The following is a 16,876-nucleotide window of genomic DNA, read 5'->3' as shown; positions in this document are numbered from 1 at the left end:
CCGCCCGTACGGCGTACGGCAGTACGAGGACCCGTACGGCCACCGCGGCCGCCGTGCCGAGGGCCGCGCCCGCCAGGACGTCGTGCGGGTAGTGCGCCCCGGCCAGCACCCGCAGCAGGGCGGCCGCCGCGCCCACCGGCAGCGCCAGGGCGGCGAGCCGGGGCCGCACGAGGGCCACCCCCACGGCCAGCGCGACCGCCAGGGTCGCGTGGTTGCTGGGGAAGGACCAGTCGCCCGGGTCGGGGCACGGCGCGGGGGCCGTGACCCCGGTCAGGGCGCGGCAGGGGCGTTCCTCGTCGACGAGGAGCTTGACCGCCTCACTGGTCCCGTAGGCGAAGACCGTCCCGGCGGCGGCAGCCGCCACTCCGGCCAGGCCCAGGGCGTCCCGGCGGCGCAGGGAGCTCCAGCCCGCCCAGAGCAGCAGCAGCCCGAGCAGCAGCAACGTCCCGTCACCGGCCGGCCCCGGGAGGGCCGTCGCCCACGGCGGGCCGTCCGCCACGCTCCCGGTCAGCGCCCGGTACCCGGCGGCCGACCAGCCCCCGGTGACGTGCACCGGCGCGTTCGTACCCACTGCTCCGCCGGGGGCCAGCCACACCACGGCCGCCGCTCCCGCCCCTGCCGGGGCGGCCGCGAGGAACAGGCGGCGCCCCCAACCCCATTGCGTGATCGAATCCATGCCCCGACCGTAGGAACGGCGCGGCCCGCGCACCCCGGCCGAACGGCTGCCCGCACCCCCGACGATCGTCGGGGTTGACGGGACCGCGGGATCCCGGCAGGGAGCACCGGTCCGTCGGCCCGACGGCCCGGCCGCCGGTCAGGCGGTCCCGGTCAACGCCCGCACCAGGCGTTCGACCCGGGCCCGGACCGAGGGCTCCGCTCCGGCCGGGCCGGTCATCAGCAGGTGGTGCAGCGTCGCCACCAGCGCCAGCGCGGCCGACTCCACGTCCACGCCGGCCCCCAGCCGCCCGAGGGCCTGCTCCGCGCGCAGGTAGCCGCCGACCGCCCGCTCGATGGCGTCGAACCCCGGGGCGCCGTCCGCCCAGGCCTCCCGGACCCGCCGCGCCGCGACCGGCCGGATCACGGCCAGTCCCACGAGGCCCGGGTCCAGGGACAGCACCGCCGACGCCACGTCCGCGAGGTTGTCCGCCACCGCGCCCGTTCCCGCCCTGGCGGGAAGGCCCTCCGACAGGGCGGCGGCGGTCCCGAAGCGGAAGAGGACGAGCTCGGCGACGAACTCGTCCAGGCCGGCGAAGTGGGTGTGCAGCACGCCCTTGGCGCAGCCCGCTTCCTCGGTGACCGCCCGGCTCGTCAGGGCGGCCGCCCCGTCCCGGGCCAGGACGCGGTCCGCCGCCTCGAACAGCCGCTCCCGCAGGCCTTCGATGGCCACTCCTCGCGGTGACATCAACATCCTCCCGATGTAAGGGGATTGCCAGTATGGGCAGACGCCCATACTGTTTGGGCACTCGCCCATTCTAGGGGGCGCCACTCCTACCGGAGGTCCTTCCGCATGCACACCACCAGCAGCGCCAACACCGCCCAGGCAGAGGCGTGGAACGGCTACGAAGGCGCCCACTGGGCCGCCCACCACGACCGCTGGAACGCGGTCAACGCGGGCTTCGACCGGACCCTGCTCGCCGCCGCCGCGATCCGGCCCGACGGGCGCGTCCTCGACGTCGGCTGCGGGGCCGGCGCCACCACCCGGCTGGCGGCCCGGACCGCCTCCCGCGGCCACGCCCACGGCCTCGACCTCTCCGGCCCCATGCTCGACCGGGCGCGTACGGTGGCCGCGCGGGAGGGCATCGCCAACGTCTCCTTCACCCACGGCGACGCCCAGACCCACGTGCTGCCCGAAGCCGCCCACGACGTGGCGATCAGCCGGTTCGGCATCATGTACTTCTCCGACCCCGCAGCCGCCTTCGCCAACATCGCCTCGGCCCTCAGGCCGGGCGGCCGCGTCGCCCTCCTGTGCGCCGCCGAGCCCGAAGGCAACGAGTGGCTGACGGCGATCACCGCACTCGCGGACCTCCTGCCGGTCGGGGGCTTCGGATCGCCCGGCGGCCCGGGGATGTTCTCCCTGGCCGACCCCGGCACCGGCACCGGCCTGCTGCGTACGGCGGGCCTGCGCGACGTCCGCGCCGAACACGTCCGGGCGCTGGGCACCTGGGGCCGGACCGCCCGCGACGCCGCGGACTTCCTCCTCGACTCCGGACCCGGCCGCCATCTGCTCGGCGCGGTCGGCCCCGACGTGCGCACCCGGGCCCGGGACCGCCTGACCGACACGTTCCGCGCGTACGAGGCCGAAGGCGCGGTCAGGCTGCGCAGCACGGCCTGGCTCCTGACCGCGACCCGCGCCGCCTGACCCGTACCGGCGGCTGGGGCCCCGGGCGCACGCGTATCAGTAACCCCAGACGCCGAGGTCGACGATGGCCGCGAACAGGTGCTCCCACACGTCCCCGCCGGGCGTGGAGGGATCGACGGCGAGCGGGTCCAGGGCGGCCGCCTCGCGCACGAAGTCCCGCTTGCCGTCCTCGCCGGGGTACGGGCTCCAGCACGCGCCCATGAACCGGTACACGGCCTCCAGCAGCCGTACGAAGGTCTCCACGTCCCGGGCGAAGAGGAACGGCCCCTCCCCGTTGCGGACCATCCACACCGCGCCCGTCTCCGGGTGGACGGACACCCGGCCGGTGTCGCCGTACCTCAGCTCGAAGGTGCCGAGCGGCAGCAGCCCGTTCTCCTCGGGCAGCACCTGGTGGGCGCCCTCCCCGGTCCACCCCAGGCTGAACGAGGCCACCCCCGCCGCCCACCACCGCGGCAGCCCCGCCGCCGCGATCACCTGCCGGCTGGGGGAGTGGACCAGTGCCGCGGGCTGCCGCTCCGGCGCCAGGCGCAGGACCCAGTCCGCCCCGAAGGCCTCCGCCAGCCGGCCGGCGTCGAGCGGGGTCTCCGCGGGCGCGGGCCCCGCGAACCAGGGCCCGCCCGTCCCCCATCCGACGGCGTCGGCGGACCGGTCGGCCACCCGGTCACCGTTCCGCTCGACGACGGCGATCCCGCGCTCCTCGGCGAACGCGAACCGGCCCCCGCCGAGCGGTACGGGCTCCTCCCAGGTCCGCGGCCAGTGGAGGGCCGGCTCTTCCCCGTCGTCGAAGAAGACGTCGTCCCCCTCATCGGGAACGGCGTCGTACGGCCGCTCGGTGAACTCCCCCTCCGCCGGGGCCGGGACCTGCTCCCCGGTGGCCGGGTCGAACCAGCGCTTACCCGCCCACTGCGCCTCGAGCTTCAACAGGACCCGGCCGTCCGGCGCTTCGTGCACCTCGACGTCCGCGCCGCCGGACAGGTTCGGCTGGGCCCGGTAGGCGCCGACCGGACGCCACCAGGCCCAGACGGTCCGCCACGGCATGTCCGGCGCGGCCCCGGCGACCAGTCCGGCGTACGCCTCGTGGCCCAGCACCCGCGCACCGAAGTACAGCCACGACGCGAACTCGGCCCGTGGCACCTCGGCCCCGTCGAGCACCGAGACCGCCTGGCCGAAGGCCTCGCGCCCCACGCCCCCGCCCGTGGCGGGCAGTTCCCCGAGGCCGCCGGGTCCGGCTGCCAGCAGCGCGGCGGGAGAGGCGAACAGCGTTTCAAGATCGTCAAGGGCCATGTGCCCATGCTGCCACCATCTCGGCGGAGCCCCCCGGTTCCGCCCGCCCCCGGCTCCCTAGGGCACCGACCGGGAGCCGAGCGCGCCGGGCGTCTTCGGGATCCACGACGGCACGGCCGTGGCCGCGGCAGGTTCCGTCTCGTCCATGTACACGTACCAGTCGCGGTCCTCGCCGCCCATGCCCGAGCGGACGCCGATCTGCTTGATCTGGCCGGTCGCGTGGAAGTACAGGACGACGCTCTGCCGCTTGGAGCCCTCGTCGTAGAACTCCGCGGTGACCCTTCCCCGGGCGCCCTCGCCGAAGGCTGAGATCCAGTTCCGCGCCGTCGCCGTGACGGCGCCGTGCGCGGTGCCCGGCGCCGCGAGGGCGGCCAGTTCCCCCGCGTCTCCGTCGGCCGTACGCCAGACGACCTCCTGCGCCGTCCGCAGCGTGCCCGCGGACGGGTACCCGAGCACGGCCAGCGGCTCGTGGTTGCCGTAGTCCCCCGCGTAGCGGACGTCTTCTTCGCCCGGCGAGTCCGAACAGCCCGTCAGTACGCCGATCAGCGCGGCGGTGGCGGCGGCCGCCCGCCCGGCCGTGCCCGGAACCGTCCACCCGGCCCGGCGATACGGCTCCGGCCTGCTGTGTCTGTGCATCCGGTCAAGGTAGCGGAGGGGCGGAGCGGGTCGGCGGGGCGGGTGTCCGGGCGCCCCGGGGGTGCTTTCGGGTCGGGCCGGGCAGGCCCAGCGCGCCCCGCCCCGGCCGGCCGGGCGGTACGTGCTTCCATGGCGGACGTGCCCGGCCCGGCACTCCCCGCCCCGCCGACGGAAGGCGCCACGATGGCCGCGATCCTTTCCCCCGCGACCCGTTCCCCCGTGACCACCCCCTCCGACATCGGTCTGCCCGTGCTGCGCCTCGTACTCGGCGTGATCATGGCCGTCCACGGGACCCAGAAGCTGTTCGGATGGTTCGACGGCCCCGGCCTCAAGGGCACCGGCGTGTTCTTCGCCAAGGCCGGCTACCCGGCGGGCGAGGCCATGGCGGCGGTCGCCGCCCTCACCGAGACCTTCGGCGGTCTCGGCCTGATCCTCGGCCTGTTCACCCCACTGGCCGCCGCGGCCGTCGTCGGCGTCATCGTCAACGCCCTCGCCGTCAAGTGGGCCGGCTCCGTGTTCGGCCCGGAGGGCATCGAGTTCGAGTCCCTGATCATCGCCGCGGCCGTCACCCTGGCCCTGACCGGACCGGGCCGTTTCGCCCTGGACCGCTTCCTGCCGGTCCTGCGCGCCCACCGGCCGTGGTACGGGCTCGCCGCCCTCGCCCTGGCCGTCGTACTCGCGGCCGTGGCGCTCCTGCTGAGGGACTGATCCGCCGGGCATCATGGCCGGGTGACGACCCAATCCGGCGACGAACCCGGACACGGCACGGGCCGGCGGCCCGTCCTGCTGCCCTACGCCGATCCGTCCTTCGTCGCGGACCCGTTCCCGCTCTACCGGCAGCTGCGCGAGGAGGCTCCCGTCCACCGCGCGGTCATCGCGGGCGGCCTGGACGCCTGGCTCGTCACCCGCTACGAAGACGGCCTGGAGGCCCTGTCGGACCCCCGCCTCAGCAGCGACGTACGGGACGCCACGGACGCCCGCCTCCTGCGGCAGCTGCCCGGCACCGAGCGGGAGGCGATGCTCGGCAACATGCTCCGCAGCGACCCGCCCGACCACACCCGGCTGCGCCGCCTGGTCTCCAAGGCCTTCACCGCCCACCGGGTGGCGGGGATGCGGCCCCGGATCCAGGCCGTCACCGACCGGCTGCTGGACGCGGTCACCCCCGCCGGCCGCGCCGACCTCGTCGGCGACTTCGCACTGCCGCTCCCCGTCACCGTGATCAGCGAGCTGCTCGGGGTCCCGGTGGACGACCGCCACGACTTCCAGCGCTGGACGGACCGCCTGATCACCCGGGGCGCGGAGCCGCCGGACCCCGCCGTCGTGAACGAGGCGTGGCAGCACATGCGCGGCTACGTCACCGGGCTCATCCGGGACAAGCGGGCGCACCCCGGGGACGACCTGCTGAGCGGCCTGGTCACCGCCCGGGACGAGGAGGGGCGGCTGACCGAGGACGAGCTGATCGCCATGGTCTTCCTGCTGCTGGCCGCCGGCTACATCACCACGGTCAACCTGATCGGCGGCGGCCTGGCCATGCTGCTCGCCCACCCCGGCCAGCTCGACCTGCTGCGCTCCGATCCCGGTCTGCTGCCGGGGGCGATCGAGGAGTTCCTGCGCTACGACGGCCCGGTCAGCCCCGGCATCGCCCGGTTCGCGCGCGAGGACGTCGAGATCGCCGGCGTGCGGATCCCGCGCGGATCGACCGTACTGATCGCCTCCGCCATCGCCGACCGGGACCCGGTGCGCTTCCCCGACCCCGACCGCCTGGACATCACCCGGCGGGAAAACGCCCACCTGGCCTTCGGGCACGGCATCCACTACTGCCTCGGCGCACCGCTGGCCCGGCTCGAAGGAGAGATCGCCATCGGCACGGCCCTGCGCAGGCTCCCCGGCCTCGCCCTCGCCGTACGGCCCGACGAGATCCCCTGGCGCCCCGGCGGCCTGCGCGGCCCCCTGACCCTCCCGGTGGCCTTCACCCCGGCCGGCTAGACGCGTCCGGCCGGAGCGTCGCACCTCGTCCGCCGGCCCCGCGTGCCCCGACCACCCCGTCGATGTCGACACCCGTGCCCAAGACCCAAGTGGCTCAACCTTTCTCCGCCGGCAGGGGTCTTCCCGACCGACAGGGCAGCACAACGGCAAGGAAACGAGACGACATGACGTTACGGAAGACCGCGCGGGCCGGCGCGGTGGGCCTCGCGGCCGCCGCCATCGCGGCCACCGCCCTCGCGGCCCCCGCCCACGCCGCACCGGACCCCGCCCCCGCGAAGGCCCGGCACGCGGCGACCCAGCGCGCGATGGACGCGGACGTGAAGGCCGGCACCCCCGGCATCACGGCACAGGCGCGCGACGCCCACGGCGTGTGGCAGTCGACGTCGGGCGTCGGGGACCGGGCCACCGGCGCGCCGCGCAGCGCCGACGACCGGTTCCGCGTCGGCAGCATCACCAAGACGTTCGTGGCGACCGTCCTGCTGCAGATGGAGTCGGAGCGCAAGCTCGACCTCGACGACACCGTGGAGTACCACCTCCCCGGCCTGGTGCAGGGAAACGGCAACGACGGCAACGGGATCACCGTACGGCAGCTCCTCAACCACACCAGCGGCCTCTTCGACTACCTGGCCGACGAGGAGTACGTCGCCACCTACCTCCGCGAGGGTTACCTCGCGCACCGGTACGACACCCTGCCGCCCGAGAAGCACGTACGGGTGGCCACGTCCCACCGGCCGCTGTTCGCGCCCGGCGACCGGCACTCCTACTCCAACACCAACTACGTCCTCGCCGGACTGATCATCGAGAAGGCGGGCGGGCGGACCTACGAGGCCGAGGTCCGCGACCGCATCATCCGGCCGCTGGGCCTGAGGGCCACCTCCAACCCCGGCAACGGCACCCGCATCCCCTCGCCCTCCAGCCGCCACTACTCCAAGCTGTTCGAGTCCGCCCCCGACCGGATCGACGACGTCACCGAGATGAACGGCTCCCAGGGCTGGGCCGACGGGGACGTCATCTCCACCACCGGAGACCTGAACCGCTTCTACCGGGCACTGCTGCGCGGCGAACTGCTGCGGCCGGAACAGCTCAAGGCCATGAAGACGACCGTCCCCGTCCCCGACCGCCCCGACATGGCCTACGGCCTCGGCATCACCCGGTTCCGGATGAGCTGCGGGACGACCCTCTGGGGCCACGGCGGGGGCACGGTGGGCTCGACCTCCCTCGCCGTCTCCACCGAGGACGCCCGCCACCAGCTCGCGTACAACCGCAACGGCGACTGGAACGGGGAAGCCGTGCGGAAGATCGCTGAGGCCGAGTACTGCCCCGCCACCCCGGCCCCCGCCGGCTGAAATCCCCCGGGCGGGGATGTCGAGGAGCCGCGACCGGCTCCGTCGCGGGCAGGACTTCGCGGCCCGGAAGGCCCCCGGCCTCGACGAGCGGGACCACCTGCCGCCGCGCCGCCCGGCTCAACGCCCGCGGGCCGCGCCGAGCGGACCACGGAGTACCCGCACGGGTGCCTTCCCGGCCCGGCCCGGGGGCGGGAGCGCCCGCCGGGGAACCCTCAACGGGCGGCGGTGAAGGAGCGCACAGCTCCGGATGTGTAAGCACCATCGATCGCCTGACCAGGCGGGCCCGGGGGTGCGAACCTGGCCGGGCCGCTCGTCCGAGCGGGAGCGCCCACGAGCCCCCCGATCGTGTGCGCCGCTTTTCGACGACCCGTCACAGAGGGAGTCCGCCGTATGCAGAACCGTTTCACCGATGAGCCGCGCAAACGAGTGGTGTGGGGGATGACCCTCGTGCTGGTCGCGGTCACCGCCCTGCTCGGAGCCGCGCCCGGGCCCGCCGCGGCGGCGTCCCCCGCCGCCCCGCCCGTCCCCGCCCTGTCCTGGGGCCCCTGCGAAGGCGCCGCCCCCGGGGACGCCTTCGAGTGCGCGACCGCCCGCGTACCGCTCGACTACCGCGATCCGACCGGGCGTACGATCCCCCTCGCCGTCACCCGGCGCCCCGCGCCCGACCGGGCCCACCGCACCGGCGTACTGCTGCTGCACCCCGGCGGACCCGGCAACTCCGGCGTGGACTTCGCCCGCAACAGCTACGAGAACCTGCCCGCCTCCCTCCGCGACTCCTTCGACGTCGTCGGCTACGACATGCGCGGCGTGGGGCGCAGCGGACAGGTGGAGTGCTGGAACGACAAGGAGTACTCCGCCGCGGTCGACGCCGCACGCGGCGTACCCGCCCCGGGAGCCCTGCGGGAAGCGGTCCGGCAGGGCCTCGACTTCGCCACCGCCTGCCGGCAGCGGGCCGCGGACCTCGCCCCGTACATCGGCACCGGCTCCAACGCCAAGGACATCGACCTGCTCCGCCAGGCCCTCGGCGAGGAACAGCTCACCTTCTACGGCCGCTCCTTCGGCAGCTACGTCGGCACCGTCTACGCCGCGCAGTTCCCGCGCCGCGTCCGCGCCATGGTCCTGGACGGCGCCTACGACCCCCGCACCTACGCCGACCTGCCCTACGCCTACGACGCAGCCCAGTTCACCGCCCTGGACGGGGCCGTGGGCCGGTTCCTGGACTGGTGCGCGCAGGACCCCGCCGGGTGCGGCTTCGGCGACGGCCGGCCCCGTGAGGCCTTCGAGGAGCTCAAGCGGGCCCTGGACGCCGACCCGGTCGTCACCGCGAGCGGACGCCCCGCGACCGGCTACACCCTCGCCTACCGCCTGATGTTCAACATCAACTCGGGCAAGGAGATCTGGCCCTACCTGGGACAGGCCCTGCGGGCGGCCCAGGCGCGCCAGGCCTCCTTCCTGCTCAACCCGCCCTCACCCGGCTCCTTCGACTTCCTCAACGTCAACCTGGCCGTGGAGTGCGCCGACCGCGTCTACCCGAAGAGTCCCCTGCTCCTGGGCGCGCTGGTGAGCGCCGAGGCGGCCTCCGCACCGCTGCTGGGCCCCGCGATCGGCTTCGGGCCGCCCACTTACGACCACAACCACGCGACCACCTGCGCCCAGTGGCAGGCGGAGCGCCCGAGCCGCCACGTGGGCTCCTACCGGGCGGCCGGGTCCGCCCCGATCCTGGTCCTCGGCACGACGGGGGACCCCGACACCCCGTACCAGGACGCCGTGGCCCTCGCCAGGACGCTCGACAACGGCCGCCTGCTGACCTTCGACGCCGAGGGGCACACCGCGTACAACCGGAGCGCATGCGTCAGCGCCCTGGCCACGCAGTACCTCGCCACCCTGGCGCTGCCGGCCCGGGGCACCGTCTGCGCGGACGAGGCGCCCCCGGAGGCGCCGGGCCGCCGTACCGCGGGCATGGAGGTCGACGAGACGCGCGACGTGATCCCCGCCCTGCGCTGAGCGCGGGGCGCCGCGCGGGACCGCGGCCGGTCACCGGCCGTGGTCCCGCGCCGTTAGGCTCACCCCATGACTGTGCTCGTATACGAAGACTTCGGCACCGGCCGCCACCGTGAGGCCTCGCTGATCAGGCACGCCCTGGGCAGCGTCCACGACGAGGAGCTCGTGGCCGGCCTGGCCGGAGGCATCGGGTTCATGTACTTCGTCTTCGAGTACGAGGGCCGCCTGCCCATCCTCACGATCGTGGCCCAGGCCCACCCCGAGCCCTGGGTGCAGGTCGCGCTCGGCCGCCTCGGGGTCCCGTACGAGGCCACCCGCGCGATGAACCCCCGCTGGGGCCGGGTCCGCGCCGCGCTGGACGGCGGGCAGCCCGCGTTCTGCGTGGTCGACCGCTCCTCCCTGCCCTGGCACGCGGCCGACCCGGACGCCGAGATGACCGGTACCGACCCGTACACGGTCGTCATCGCCGGGTACGACGGCGACGACCTGCTGATCGAGGACGGCGCCGAGACCCCGTACCGGATCGGCCGCGAGGAGTTCGGCGCCGCCTGGACCGCCCACCGCAAGGGCCGCCACCAGCTGGTGGTCCCCACCGGGCCCGCCGAGGGGGAGCCGGACGTGGACGGGGCGATCGCCTCCACCGTCACGCACCTCACCGGGGCCGTCCTCGGCAACAGCTTCGACGTCAACTTCGGCTTCACCGGGATGGAGAAGCTCGCCGCCCAGCTGCGCGACGGCACCACCAAGACGGGTTGGGAGCGGCGGTTCGGCAGCTCGCCCGAGGCCCTGCGGGCCGGCACCGGGCGGCTGTACGCCTGCCTGGAGGAGGAGTGGACCGCCCCGGGTGCGACCCGGCCGCTGTACGCCGACTTCCTCGACCTGGTCGGCCGCCCGGAGGCCGCCGGTCTCTTCCGGGAGTCCGCCGGCCACTGGGCGGAGCTGGCCATGCTGGCCCGGGACGCCGCCCCGGAGGCCGGCGCGGAGGAGCGGCGGGCGCTCTTCGACGCGTGCGCGGAGCGCGTGGACCGCTGCGTGGAGCTGGAGCGCGAGGCGGTCCGGGCGCTGGAGAAGTAGGGGCCGCGCACACCCTTGACGGATGGTTGGTCTGGACCAATCATCCGTGGTGGCGCGCCACCTCCGGCGCGAACGGACGAAGGGAGCACCCCCGTGATCCGTCGCACCATCCGCCTGCTCGGCCTCGGCCTCGGACTCGCCGCATTGTGCGTCCAGTTGCCCGCGGCGGCCGCGGCCGAGCCCCCCGGGCCGGGCGCGCCCGACACCTGCGCGGTGAAGCCGAAGCCGGCCGGCAAGGTCCTCCAGGGGTACTGGGAGAACTGGGACGGCGCCGCCAACGGCGTCCACCCGCCCCTCGGCTGGATCCCCGTCACCGACGGCCGCATCCGCGCCCACGGCTACAACGTGGTCAACGCGGCCTTCCCCGTCATCCGCTCCGATGGCACCGTCCTGTGGGAGGACGGCATGGACGGCACCGTGAAGGTGCCGACCCCCGCCGAGATGTGCCAGGCGAAACAGGACGGCCTCACGGTCCTGATGTCCATCGGCGGCGCGGCCGCGGGCATCGACCTGAACTCCACCGCCGTCGCGGACCGCTTCGTCGCGACGATCGTCCCCATCCTCGAGAAGTACAACTTCGACGGGATCGACATCGACATCGAGACCGGCCTCGTGGGGTCCGGCAGCATCACCCGCCCCTCCCCGTCCCAGGCCAACCTGATCCGCATCATCGACGGCGTGCTCGACCGGATGCCGGCCGGATTCGGCCTGACGATGGCCCCCGAGACCGCCTACGTCACCGGCGGCAGCGTGGCGTACGGCTCGATCTGGGGCGCGTACCTGCCCATCATCAAGAAGTACGCCGACAACGGCCGGCTGTGGTGGCTGAACATGCAGTACTACAACGGCAGCATGTACGGCTGTTCCGGGGACTCCTACTCCGCCGGGACCGTCGCCGGCTTCAAGGCGCAGACGGACTGCCTGGACCGCGGCCTGGTCGTCCAGGGCACCACGATCAGGGTGCCCTACGACAAGCAGGTCCCCGGGCTCCCGGCCCAGCCGGGCGCAGGCGGCGGCTACATGGCGCCCGGCCCGGTCGCCCAGGCGTGGAACGCCTACGGGGGCCGGCTCAAGGGGCTGATGACCTGGTCGCTCAACTGGGACGGATCCCGGAACTGGACCTTCGGCGACAACGTCAAGGCGCTCCAGGGCCGTTGACGGTGCGGCCCCGTCAGGCCCCCAGGTGCTTGCGGATCAGCTCGTACGACCGGACCCGGTCGCGGAAGTCGTAGACCGGCGTGGTCAGCATCAGCTCGTCCGCGCCGGTCCAGGCGGCCAGCTCCGCGAGCCGGCGTACGACGGTCTCGGGGGTGCCGACGGCCTGCCGCGCGCGGAAGCCCGCCAGCGCCTGCCGTTCCTGTTCCGTGAAGGAGTGGGCGCCGGCCTCCTCGGGCGTGGGGAAGGGCATGTCGCTGATGCCCTTGAGCAGCCCGGCCTTGACGACGTTCATCGGCTCCCCGAGCCGCTGGGCCTCCTCCTCCGTCTCCGCGCACACCGTCTCCACGCACAGCAGCACCCGGGGCCGGGCGCTCCAGCGCGAAGGGGTGAACGCGGCCCGGTAGTGCTCCAGGACCGCGCGGGTGTTCTCCGGCCGGATGTGGTGGGCGACGGCGACCGGCAGGCCGAGTTCCGCGGCGAGCGCGGCCCCGGCGGGGCTGGAGGCGAGCAGCCACGGCTCCGGCAGCGGGCCGAGCGCGACCTCCTCCACGAGGAAGGACAGGACCGCGGCCACGTCCTCCCGGTACTCGGCGTCCGTCGTCGGTCCGGCCCCGCGGCGCAGGGCGCGGGCGATGCCCTCGTCGAAGGTGCCGGGGCCGCGGCCGACGCCGAGGTCGATGCGGTCCTCGTGCAGGGCGGCCAGGGTCCCGAACTGCTCGGCCAGGGTGAGGGGAGCGTGGTTGGGGGCCAGCACGCCGCCCGAGCCCAGCCGGATCACGGAGGTGGACGCCGCGGCGTGCGCGGTCAGCACGACCGGCGGGAACGCTCCGATCGCGGGGGAGTGGTGGTGCTCGGCGTACCAGACCCGGTGGTAGCCCAGCCGTTCCAGCTCCTGCGCGAAGGCCGCGGTGTCCCGCAGGGTGTCCACGGCCCGGGTGCCGGTCTGGACCATCGCGACTTCGAGCGCGGAGAGCGGTATGTCGATCATGTCCGCCAGCATAGGGACCGCGCGCCGCGGTGAGAGCCGGAGTGATCCCTTTCGCGCCACCGGCAGAGGTTGACAGCGACCGCGCCCTTGCATCACCCTTTCACTAGTCAACTAGTGAAAGGGTGATGCTGTCGTGCTGGAGTACCGCATCGACCGCCGCAGCGGCATCGCCACGTACCTCCAGATCGTCCAGCAGACCAAACAGGCCCTGCGCCTGGGCCTGTTGGAACCCGGCGACAAGCTGCCGGCCGCGCGCGAGGTCGTCGAGGCCACCGCCATCAACCCCAACACCGTCCTCAAGGCCTACCGCGAACTGGAACGCGAAGGGCTCGTCGAGGCGAAGCGGGGGATGGGCACCTTCATCCGGAAGTCCCTGGGCGGCGCCCCGGCCGACTCCCCGCTCCACGACGAACTCGACGACTGGGCGCGGCGGGCACGGACCGCCGGGATGGAACGGGACGACGTGGCCGCGCTCTTCGCATCCGTACTCGACACACACTTCAAGGGGGACGGCGACGCATGACGGACACCGTGATCGAGGCCGAAGGCCTCGCACTGCGCTACGGACGCAAGGGGGACTGGGCGCTGCGCGACTGCACCTTCCGGCTGCCCGAAGGCCGGATATGCGCGCTCGTGGGACCCAACGGGGCCGGAAAGTCCAGCCTGCTGGCCCTCGCCGCCGGGCTCGTGCTCCCCACCGAGGGCACCCTGCGCACGGCGCCGCGCGAGGAACTGGCCTACGTCGGCCAGGACAAGCCCCTCTACCCGCAGCTCACCGTCGACGAGACGCTGCGCCTCGGCCGTGAACTCAACCCCGGGCGCTGGGACGCGGCGACGGCCGAGCGGATCGTGGAGGCCGGCGGACTGTCCCGGCGGGCCCGGATCCGTACGCTCTCCGGAGGCCAGCGCACCCGCGTCGCCCTGGCCCTCGCCCTGGGCAAGCGCCCCGGCCTGCTCCTGCTGGACGAGCCGATGGCCGACCTCGACCCGCTCGCCCGGCACCAGCTCATGGGCACGCTGATGGCCGACGCCGCCGAGAACGGCACCTCCGTGGTGATGTCCTCGCACATCCTGACCGAGCTGGAGGGCGCCTGCGACCACCTCCTCCTCGCCGACGGCGGCCGGATCCGCCTCTCCGGCCCCATCGACGAGGTCAACGCCGCCCACCGCCTGCTCACCGGCCCGGCAGCCGCCTCCGCCGAACTCGCCCGCCACACCGTTGTCGAAAGCCGTACGACGGGCCGCACGCTCACCGCACTCGTGCGGCCGGGCGGACCCGTCGACAGCCGTACCTGGCAGACGGCCACCCCCTCCCTGGAGGAGCTCTTGCTCGCCCACCTGCGTTCCCCCGACGCCCCGCCGTTCGCCGCCGCGGGGGTGCGGGCATGAGCGCGCCGACGCTGAAGGGTCCCTACTGGGCCACGGTCCGCCAGCACCGGCGCGCGACCTGGGCACTGCCCGCCGTCGCGGCGGCCGGCCTCGCCGCGGTGATCGCGCTGCGCTTCCAGGTCGGCGACCCGGGCTCCGACGGGCCGTTCGTGCTCCCGACCCGGGCCTACAACCTGCTGCGGCTCTGCATGGAGTACGCCGGCACGGGCCTGCTCCTGCTGCCGCTGCTGGTCGGAGCCTTCGTGGCCGGCCCCATGACCGCGCGCGAACTGGAGAGCGGCACCTGGCGGCTCGCCCTCACCCAGTCGACCACCCCCAGGGCCTGGCTCGGCGCGAAGGTCCTCGTCGCCGCGCTGGTGTCGGCCCTCGGGGCGGGCGCGCTGGTGCTGGTCTACCGCCTCGGCTGGTCCCGGGTGTCCAACACCTATCAGCTCACCTGGTTCGACCGGGGCCCGTACGAGTCCACGGGGCCGGTGCTGGCCGGCTACTGCCTGCTCGGCGTGGCCGTCGGAGTCCTCGTCGGGCAGCTCGTCCGGCGCACGGTCGCGGCCATGGCCGTCACCGGTCTCCTGACCGGCCTGGTGCTGCTGGGCCTCGGCTCCCTGCGCTGGTCGCTCATGCCCACCCAGACCAGCACCATCCCCTTCCCCGGAGACCCGGCCCGGCTGATGCCGCACGGCTCCCTCGCGACGGACATGGGGCTGCTCACCGCCTCGGGCGAGCGCCTGCCCTGGAACGCCTGCTACGTGCGGACCCAGAACATGAGCGTCTGCCCCGCCGACCTGAACGTGACCGGACGGTACGCGGACTTCCACCCGGCCTCGCACTACTGGCCGACCCAGCTGATCGAGACCGGCCTCGTGCTCGTCCTGGCCGCCGCCGCCCTCTACGCGGCGTTCCGGGTGCTGCGCGCCCGGCGCGGCTGAGGCCTACAGTCCCGCCCCACCGGTCGCGTCGACGACGCGGCCGGTGACCCAGCGCCCGGCGTCCGAGGCGAGGAAGGCGACGACGTCCGCGATGTCCCGCGGCTGCCCGACCCGGCCGAGCGCGGCGAGCGAGGCCGCGTGCGCCTCGGCCTCCGGGTTGCCGCGCAGCCAGCCGGCGTTGACGTCCGTGTCGACGATGCCGGGCGCGACGGAGTTCACGGTGATGCCCCGGGCGCCGAGGGCCTTGGCGAGGTTCAGGGTCAAAGTGTCGAGGGCGCCCTTCGTCGCCCCGTAGGCCAGGATCTCGGGCATCGCGAGCCGGGCGGCGCCGCTGGAGATGTTGATGACCCGGCCGCCGTCGCGCAGCCGGCCCAGGGCCTCCTGCACGACGAAGAACGGGGCCCGTACGTTGACCGCGAAGACCCGGTCGAAGCCCTCCTCGGTGACCTCGCCCAGCGGGGAGGGCAGCCCGATGCCCGCGTTGTTCACGATGATGTCGACGCCGTCCAGGCCGAGTTCGTCGTACGCGGCCCAGAGTGCGGCCGCGTCCCCGTGCCGGCCCAGCTCGGCCCGCAGCGCGAAGGCCCGGCCGCCGTCCCCGGCTATCCGCTCGACGGTCTCCCGCGCGGCGGCCCCGTCGCTCGCGTAGGTCAGCACGACCGTGACCCCGTCCGCCGCCAGCCGCTCGGCGACGGCCCGGCCGATACCCCGACTGCCGCCGGTGACGAGTGCGTTCTTGCCCATGCCCATGAGGAGCTCCCCGTTTTTCTGTAGTGGTTGTTACAGAAAGAACCTAACACAAGATCCAGAACGGCCGCGACGCCCTGCGGCGGCCGCTGGGATCCGGCCATGCCGATCACGCCGATACCCGTCCTCCGAGGTGGCAAGCGCACCGAACTCCGAGCCGCCGACGATGCGTTGGTCCTGCGGCGGGCGGGCCGGGAGCACCGCATCCCCCTCGAGGCCGTCGCCCTGGTCCACACGGAGCGACGGGCCGTCGAAGTCCGCCTCAGGGCACCCGACGGGAGCGCGCCCGCCGTCTACCGGATCGACGGCGTCAGCGCGGCGGCCGCGACCGCCTTCGCCCGGGCCGTCCACTCGGCACTCCCGCCGGTCCCCGGGGGCGCCGCAGCCGTGGACGGCGCCGCCCTGGTCACCACCCGCCCCGCCGAGCGCGAGCCGGACACTCCGAGGGAGGCGTTCGGCCGGCGGGTGAAGCGGATGGTGTGGACGTCCGTCCTCGCGATCGCCGCGATGAGCGTGCTCGTCTCGTTCGCCACGCACCCCATCGTGATGATCTTCGTATGGATCGCCGGCGGTGTCGGCTTCCCCTTCGCCGGCGCGGTCGTCCTGCTGCTGCCCAAGGCCGCCGAGCGCTGGCGCCTGCCCCGGCACGGCATCACGGTGACGGCGGAGTACGCCCACAGCGCCGCGGAGCCGACGCTCTACCTGTACGGGGACCTGGACGGCAACACCCGCACGTACTACGACACGAGCGGCCGCCTCAGGCTGGAGGTCAGCTACGACCCGCAGGACCCCACCAGGGTGGTCCGCGCCGACGGCAAGGGCCGCTGGCTCGACGCGATCCTCCTCACGGCCGCCGCCGCGATGGCCGCCCTGGCCCTGCTGGCCTTCCTGGCGACCCCCTTCATGTCCGTCTAGGACCGGCCCGGCCGCCACCGTGGGAACTGCGGGCGCTGGTCCGGGCCTGGAACGTGGACGACGGCCC

General features: G+C 74.3%; 16 protein-coding genes and 1 pseudogene. 11 read left to right on the top strand and 6 right to left on the bottom strand.

The genetic code is table 11. The annotated features are described in order from the left end of the window. Nucleotides 1-88: 88 nt before the first annotated feature. Nucleotides 89-676, bottom strand: a pseudogene (locus ACZ597_RS18035) (phosphatase PAP2 family protein); the annotation flags it as partial. Nucleotides 677-814: 138 nt separating this feature from the next. After that, a complete protein-coding gene (locus ACZ597_RS18030; protein ID WP_471330729.1) occupies nt 815-1,402 on the bottom strand; it encodes a TetR family transcriptional regulator in 588 nt (195 codons plus the stop codon). A gap of 105 nt (nt 1,403-1,507) precedes the next feature. Here ACZ597_RS18030 and ACZ597_RS18025 point away from each other — a divergent pair, with 105 nt between their 5' ends. Continuing rightward, nucleotides 1,508-2,359 (top strand): class I SAM-dependent methyltransferase, encoded by an 852-nt coding sequence (locus ACZ597_RS18025; RefSeq protein WP_471330726.1) that lies wholly within the window; start codon nt 1,508-1,510, stop codon nt 2,357-2,359. Between the two features lie 36 nt (nt 2,360-2,395). On the opposite strand, the gene ACZ597_RS18020 is transcribed toward ACZ597_RS18025, so the two are convergent. Both ACZ597_RS18020 and ACZ597_RS18015 read right to left on the bottom strand, forming a co-directional pair. Next, nucleotides 2,396-3,643, bottom strand: coding sequence for an SUKH-4 family immunity protein (locus tag ACZ597_RS18020; protein ID WP_471330723.1), 1,248 nt, complete (start codon nt 3,641-3,643; stop codon nt 2,396-2,398). 57 nt (nt 3,644-3,700) lie between these two features. Continuing rightward, nucleotides 3,701-4,279 (bottom strand): hypothetical protein, encoded by a 579-nt coding sequence (locus ACZ597_RS18015; RefSeq protein WP_471330720.1) that lies wholly within the window; start codon nt 4,277-4,279, stop codon nt 3,701-3,703. Nucleotides 4,280-4,462: 183 nt separating this feature from the next. Here ACZ597_RS18015 and ACZ597_RS18010 point away from each other — a divergent pair, with 183 nt between their 5' ends. The 6 genes from ACZ597_RS18010 to ACZ597_RS17985 all read left to right on the top strand — a co-directional run bounded on the left by ACZ597_RS18010 (nt 4,463) and on the right by ACZ597_RS17985 (nt 11,844). Continuing rightward, nucleotides 4,463-4,987 carry a DoxX family protein gene (locus tag ACZ597_RS18010; RefSeq protein WP_471330717.1) on the top strand — a complete coding sequence of 175 codons (525 nt, stop codon included), beginning with the start codon at nt 4,463-4,465 and terminating at the stop codon, nt 4,985-4,987. 21 nt (nt 4,988-5,008) lie between these two features. Then, nucleotides 5,009-6,265 carry a cytochrome P450 family protein gene (locus ACZ597_RS18005; protein ID WP_471330714.1) on the top strand — a complete coding sequence of 419 codons (1,257 nt, stop codon included), beginning with the start codon at nt 5,009-5,011 and terminating at the stop codon, nt 6,263-6,265. 164 nt (nt 6,266-6,429) lie between these two features. Further along, entirely contained in the window at nt 6,430-7,611 is a 1,182-nt protein-coding gene (locus ACZ597_RS18000; protein ID WP_471330711.1) for a serine hydrolase domain-containing protein, read from the top strand. A 390-nt stretch (nt 7,612-8,001) separates the two neighbouring features. Next, entirely contained in the window at nt 8,002-9,615 is a 1,614-nt protein-coding gene (locus ACZ597_RS17995; RefSeq protein ID WP_471330709.1) for an alpha/beta hydrolase, read from the top strand. 66 nt (nt 9,616-9,681) lie between these two features. Continuing rightward, on the top strand, nt 9,682-10,686 hold the full coding sequence (locus tag ACZ597_RS17990; RefSeq protein WP_471330706.1) for a BtrH N-terminal domain-containing protein: 1,005 nt from the start codon (nt 9,682-9,684) through the stop codon (nt 10,684-10,686). Between the two features lie 93 nt (nt 10,687-10,779). Beyond that, nucleotides 10,780-11,844 carry a chitinase gene (locus ACZ597_RS17985; RefSeq protein WP_471330703.1) on the top strand — a complete coding sequence of 355 codons (1,065 nt, stop codon included), beginning with the start codon at nt 10,780-10,782 and terminating at the stop codon, nt 11,842-11,844. 13 nt (nt 11,845-11,857) lie between these two features. Here ACZ597_RS17985 and ACZ597_RS17980 read toward each other — a convergent pair whose 3' ends face one another. Beyond that, entirely contained in the window at nt 11,858-12,832 is a 975-nt protein-coding gene (locus tag ACZ597_RS17980; protein WP_471330700.1) for an LLM class flavin-dependent oxidoreductase, read from the bottom strand. Between the two features lie 133 nt (nt 12,833-12,965). Here ACZ597_RS17980 and ACZ597_RS17975 point away from each other — a divergent pair, with 133 nt between their 5' ends. The 3 genes from ACZ597_RS17975 to ACZ597_RS17965 are packed head-to-tail and all read left to right on the top strand — an operon-like array spanning nt 12,966 to nt 15,147. Next, the gene (locus tag ACZ597_RS17975) at nt 12,966-13,355 is read left to right on the top strand and encodes a GntR family transcriptional regulator (RefSeq protein ID WP_471330697.1); all 390 of its coding nucleotides are present in this window, start codon (nt 12,966-12,968) and stop codon (nt 13,353-13,355) included. After that, entirely contained in the window at nt 13,352-14,221 is an 870-nt protein-coding gene (locus ACZ597_RS17970; RefSeq protein ID WP_471330694.1) for an ATP-binding cassette domain-containing protein, read from the top strand. Before ACZ597_RS17975 ends, ACZ597_RS17970 begins: the two co-directional genes overlap by 4 nt. After that, nucleotides 14,218-15,147 (top strand): ABC transporter permease, encoded by a 930-nt coding sequence (locus tag ACZ597_RS17965; protein WP_471330691.1) that lies wholly within the window; start codon nt 14,218-14,220, stop codon nt 15,145-15,147. Before ACZ597_RS17970 ends, ACZ597_RS17965 begins: the two co-directional genes overlap by 4 nt. A 3-nt stretch (nt 15,148-15,150) precedes the next feature. On the opposite strand, the gene ACZ597_RS17960 is transcribed toward ACZ597_RS17965, so the two are convergent. Then, nucleotides 15,151-15,891: an SDR family oxidoreductase gene (locus ACZ597_RS17960; protein ID WP_471330688.1), complete on the bottom strand. Its 741-nt coding sequence runs from the start codon at nt 15,889-15,891 to the stop codon at nt 15,151-15,153. Nucleotides 15,892-15,996: 105 nt separating this feature from the next. Between ACZ597_RS17960 and ACZ597_RS17955 the strand changes: the two genes are divergently transcribed. Beyond that, nucleotides 15,997-16,809 (top strand): hypothetical protein, encoded by an 813-nt coding sequence (locus ACZ597_RS17955; RefSeq protein WP_471330685.1) that lies wholly within the window; start codon nt 15,997-15,999, stop codon nt 16,807-16,809. Nucleotides 16,810-16,876: the final 67 nt, after the last annotated feature.

Source organism: Streptomyces sp. NPDC040718, assembly GCF_055593565.1.
This window is presented reverse-complemented; position numbering and strand designations above follow the sequence as displayed.

Bases quoted from the DNA above. Each gene is read 5' to 3' on its own strand.
- ACZ597_RS17970 (WP_471330694.1), top strand. From the start codon at position 13,352: ATGACGGACACCGTGATCGAGGCCGAAGGCCTCGCACTGCGCTACGGA.
- ACZ597_RS17965 (WP_471330691.1), top strand. From the start codon at position 14,218: ATGAGCGCGCCGACGCTGAAGGGTCCCTACTGGGCCACGGTCCGCCAG.
- ACZ597_RS17960 (WP_471330688.1), bottom strand. From the start codon at position 15,891: ATGGGCAAGAACGCACTCGTCACCGGCGGCAGTCGGGGTATCGGCCGG.
- ACZ597_RS18020 (WP_471330723.1), bottom strand. From the start codon at position 3,643: ATGGCCCTTGACGATCTTGAAACGCTGTTCGCCTCTCCCGCCGCGCTG.
- ACZ597_RS17955 (WP_471330685.1), top strand. From the start codon at position 15,997: ATGCCGATCACGCCGATACCCGTCCTCCGAGGTGGCAAGCGCACCGAA.
- ACZ597_RS18015 (WP_471330720.1), bottom strand. From the start codon at position 4,279: ATGCACAGACACAGCAGGCCGGAGCCGTATCGCCGGGCCGGGTGGACG.
- ACZ597_RS17995 (WP_471330709.1), top strand. From the start codon at position 8,002: ATGCAGAACCGTTTCACCGATGAGCCGCGCAAACGAGTGGTGTGGGGG.
- ACZ597_RS17980 (WP_471330700.1), bottom strand. From the start codon at position 12,832: ATGATCGACATACCGCTCTCCGCGCTCGAAGTCGCGATGGTCCAGACC.
- ACZ597_RS18000 (WP_471330711.1), top strand. From the start codon at position 6,430: ATGACGTTACGGAAGACCGCGCGGGCCGGCGCGGTGGGCCTCGCGGCC.
- ACZ597_RS18025 (WP_471330726.1), top strand. From the start codon at position 1,508: ATGCACACCACCAGCAGCGCCAACACCGCCCAGGCAGAGGCGTGGAAC.
- ACZ597_RS17990 (WP_471330706.1), top strand. From the start codon at position 9,682: ATGACTGTGCTCGTATACGAAGACTTCGGCACCGGCCGCCACCGTGAG.
- ACZ597_RS18030 (WP_471330729.1), bottom strand. From the start codon at position 1,402: ATGTCACCGCGAGGAGTGGCCATCGAAGGCCTGCGGGAGCGGCTGTTC.
- ACZ597_RS18010 (WP_471330717.1), top strand. From the start codon at position 4,463: ATGGCCGCGATCCTTTCCCCCGCGACCCGTTCCCCCGTGACCACCCCC.